The sequence below is a fragment of the Streptomyces sp. NWU339 genome, assembly GCF_003143855.1.
Lineage (GTDB): Bacteria > Actinomycetota > Actinomycetes > Streptomycetales > Streptomycetaceae > Streptomyces.
Genome location: NZ_QFRK01000165.1, coordinates 1 through 3,228 on the forward strand (window position 1 = coordinate 1; position 3,228 = coordinate 3,228).

Consider the following 3,228-nt stretch of genomic DNA (forward strand, 5'->3'; position numbering starts at 1 on the left):
CTGCTCGATGAGGCCACCAACCCTCCACTGGGCGTCCTTACCGRGGACGCCCCGCGCCCCCAGGCCACKKTTTTTTTTAACGCTGCGGCGACCACCGAGATCTACACCGACGGGCTCATCGAACGCCGCGGCGAGGACATCGACGCCGGGCTGCACCGCCTCGCCGATGCCCTCGCCCGGCACGCCCGTCTGAGCCCCGACCGGCTGGCCGACGTCCTGCTCACCCGCCTCGGCGTGGCCGACGGCGGACGCGACGACGTCGCTCTGGTCATCGTCCGCCTGTAAACCGGCCTCCGCCTGCTCCACCCATCTCGCACCGCGGCGGCTACCGGCAGCCCGAGCGGACGCTACGCGTCAGGCCGCAGCCTCCTCCCTACCCGGATCCCCGGAACCTGTTCGCCGCGGCGACGCGGCCATGCTCGGCGCTCCGAGCGGCTGTTCCTAGGGGACGGGCGAATTGCGCAGCAGAGTCGTCAGGCAGCTCAAGGGAACCCGAGCCGCGGCCGACGCCCTCGGCATCGCCCAGCGCACCGGGTTTTCGGCGAGCGGCCTGGAGAGACGGGCCGGTGGCAACACTGGTACCGCGCTCCAGGCCGACTCAACCGCCCCTCCCGGTCAGCGGTCGGCGCTCACGTCGTTGTGCTCGGTAGCCTCGGCGGTGTCGATCGAGGGCTCGGGGGCCAGTCGTCCGGCCACCACTACGCCGTACAGCACATGGTCGAGTGCGATCACCAATCGCCACAGCACCTCCCGGTGCTTGACCCGCTCGATGCCGAGCAGGGGACCGACGCCCATTTCGAAGCCAAGCCAGATGGCAAGGCCGTAGGCCGCGCCGGCGCCCGGGAAACGGCGGACCCGCTCGGGCAGCAGGCCAAAGACCATGCCGCCGCCGGCACCGTACGCCCAGTGGAACAGTTCGGTGACGGCTTGCCGATGGTGCTCCTTTAGGCGGCCGAAGACAGCGGGCGTGTACTTCTCCACGATCGCCTCCGGCGGAGTCTGCTCCTCGGGAGCGAGGCCAGACGTCACCGTTCGGGTACCGGTCATCGCCATGGCTGCCACAAGCCCCCGTGCCCCCGCACGGCTGATCGACGACCAGTTCCGCTTCCGTCCGGACACATCGTCCTCCTTCATCACCCGGGCGAGGTCCTATCAGGCCCTGGCCACGAGGGGTGCCTGACGTGCGACCGGCCGCCCTCACATCGCCAGCCGCTGCCGTGAGCCAGGCCCGGCCTGGCACGTGGAAGTCTGTTCCCTTCCGCGAGCCACTCCTTCAGCCTGCCCCGGCACAGACCCCACCGCGAACTAGCAGGCGGAGGGCGGGGTCGGCGCCGGATGAGAGAAGCTCGATGGCGACGAACACGGTCCGCTGCTGCTTGGCCTGGTTGTAGGCGGCGTCAAAGGCGTCGAAGCCCGTCGCATCCGGGATGAGGCCGGCGGGGCAAAAGTGAGCTTCCCCCGCTGTGCGAGAGGTGCTGCACGGCATGGCGGTCCGGCTGCGCCCGGCGCTGGAGGCGTTTGGCGACTGGGAGCACGTGCACGAACTGCTCGCGCGGGCGCTGGCCGACGGCAGTGCCGCGCACCGGCTGCGGCGGGCGGCCCAGGACGAGGACCTGCTCGCCGGTGTCGCCCTGCTGGTCGCCGAGACCCGGGGCGCGCCCGTCGTGCGGGCCGCCGTGCCGACCGGCACCATCCGCGGTGGCCGGGCCGGCCCGGTCGCCGGCGGGGCCGGCACCTGACGGCGCCGGCCGTGCCCCGGGTCCGCAGGTCCGGCCCGCTTCCCCGCCGGCCGCCCGCGATGCCGTCCGAGGGCGTGGTCCCGTGGGCCGGCCGGCCCGGGATGATCTCGCGGTTGATCGTGCCGGGGAGGGACTCGCTCGGGTCGTCCGCGCCGCCGCCGTACCAGGACCACCGGTACCCGGCGGAGAACATCGCGCACGGTGTGCGGCGGTACGTCCGCTTCCCGCTCGGCTTCCGGGAGGCCGGGGAGCCGATGCTCCAGCGGGGCGTGATCGTCTCCTGTGAGACCGTCCGGTACTGGTGCGCGAAGTTCGGGCAGCAGTACGTCAACCTCCTGTGCCGCCGCCGGCCCCGGGCCGGGGGACACGAGGCACCTGGACGAGGTCTTCATCAAGCTCACCGGCGGGCTGAAATACCAGTGGCGGGCCGTCGACGCCGACGGGAACGTGCCCGGCCTCCTGGTGCAGTCCCGACGGGACAAGGCCGCCACCCGCCGCTTCTTCCGCACACTGCTGAAGAAGACCCGCACGGTGCTCCGGGGTGGTCACCGACAGGCTCCGCTCCTACGGCACGGCCCGCCGCGAGATCATGCCCTCGGCCGGGCACCGTTCCCCCAAGGGCCTGAACCACCGCGCCGAGAACCCCAGCCCACCCGCCGACGCGAACACGCCAGGAAAGACTTCCGCAGCGTCGGCGGAGCCCAGCGGTTCCTGGCCGCGTTCCGCGGCATCCCACCCCACTTCCGGCCCCGCCGGCACCGGAGGACCGCCCCGGCCACCGCACCGGGATGATCACCCGCTGCGCCGTCCGGAACCAGATCACCGGCACCGCCGCACAGCCCGCCGATGTCTGACCCAGACCCGGCACCGGCACCCCCGCACCCGGACACAACCTCGGACGAGCATCCCTCAGCCAACGTGACAAGGCCCGCCGGCCCACCCGGGCCGCCCCAGGGCGCCTGAGTCAGCCGCCGAGCCGGGTGCGCAGAAGCTGCTTGCCCAGTTCTGCTCCCTTGCGGCTGTCGGCCTGGGCCTTGCGGAACAGTTCCAGGACCTCTGTGTCGTTCTCCCGTTCCGCGTCCTGGATGTAGGTCTCCATCCGCAGGGCGTTGCTCAGACAGGCCTCGACGAACCAGATGAGGTTGTAGTCCTTGTCCCTGGTGCCGGTGACGTCACCGGTTTCCGTACTGCTGGCCATGGCAGTCCTTCCTTTTCCTCCATCAGCGAAGTCAATCTCCAAAACAGAGTGCGGGACGGCGCTGAAGATCGCCCGGCGGCCGGGTGCCGGGCGGTACGCCCAGTGACCCCATCGCCATGATCCGCTGGCGCGCTGCGCAGGCCGGTCGGCCTGTTGTCGCCGCTCCATGACGCAGTGGCGGACGGCGAGAAGCTCGCCCAGGAGCGCCGTCTGCTGAAAGCAGCGCACCGAACTCACCGATCAACCGCGCCGGCTCCCGGCCCCGGGAGCCGGGCGAGCCCGGTGTACGGC

At 71.7% G+C, this 3,228-nt stretch carries 4 protein-coding genes and 1 pseudogene; 3 read left to right on the forward strand and 2 right to left on the reverse strand.

The genetic code is table 11. The annotated features are described in order from the left end of the window. Positions 1-285 (forward strand): SpoIIE family protein phosphatase (locus tag DIZ27_RS44950; RefSeq protein WP_146229168.1); only part of this gene is annotated, 285 nt, incomplete at its 5' end. Positions 286-615: 330 nt separating this feature from the next. On the opposite strand, the gene DIZ27_RS44955 is transcribed toward DIZ27_RS44950, so the two are convergent. Next, a complete protein-coding gene (locus DIZ27_RS44955; protein ID WP_109383985.1) occupies positions 616-1,134 on the reverse strand; it encodes a hypothetical protein in 519 nt (172 codons plus the stop codon). 329 nt (positions 1,135-1,463) lie between these two features. Here DIZ27_RS44955 and DIZ27_RS44965 point away from each other — a divergent pair, with 329 nt between their 5' ends. Both DIZ27_RS44965 and DIZ27_RS44970 read left to right on the forward strand, forming a co-directional pair. Further along, positions 1,464-1,739 (forward strand): hypothetical protein, encoded by a 276-nt coding sequence (locus DIZ27_RS44965; protein WP_181384048.1) that lies wholly within the window; start codon positions 1,464-1,466, stop codon positions 1,737-1,739. A 101-nt stretch (positions 1,740-1,840) separates the two neighbouring features. Next, a pseudogene (locus DIZ27_RS44970) lies at positions 1,841-2,593 on the forward strand (IS6 family transposase). Positions 2,594-2,703: 110 nt separating this feature from the next. On the opposite strand, the gene DIZ27_RS44975 reads toward DIZ27_RS44970, so the two are convergent. After that, entirely contained in the window at positions 2,704-2,937 is a 234-nt protein-coding gene (locus DIZ27_RS44975) for a hypothetical protein (protein WP_109383988.1), read from the reverse strand. Positions 2,938-3,228 lie beyond the last annotated feature (291 nt).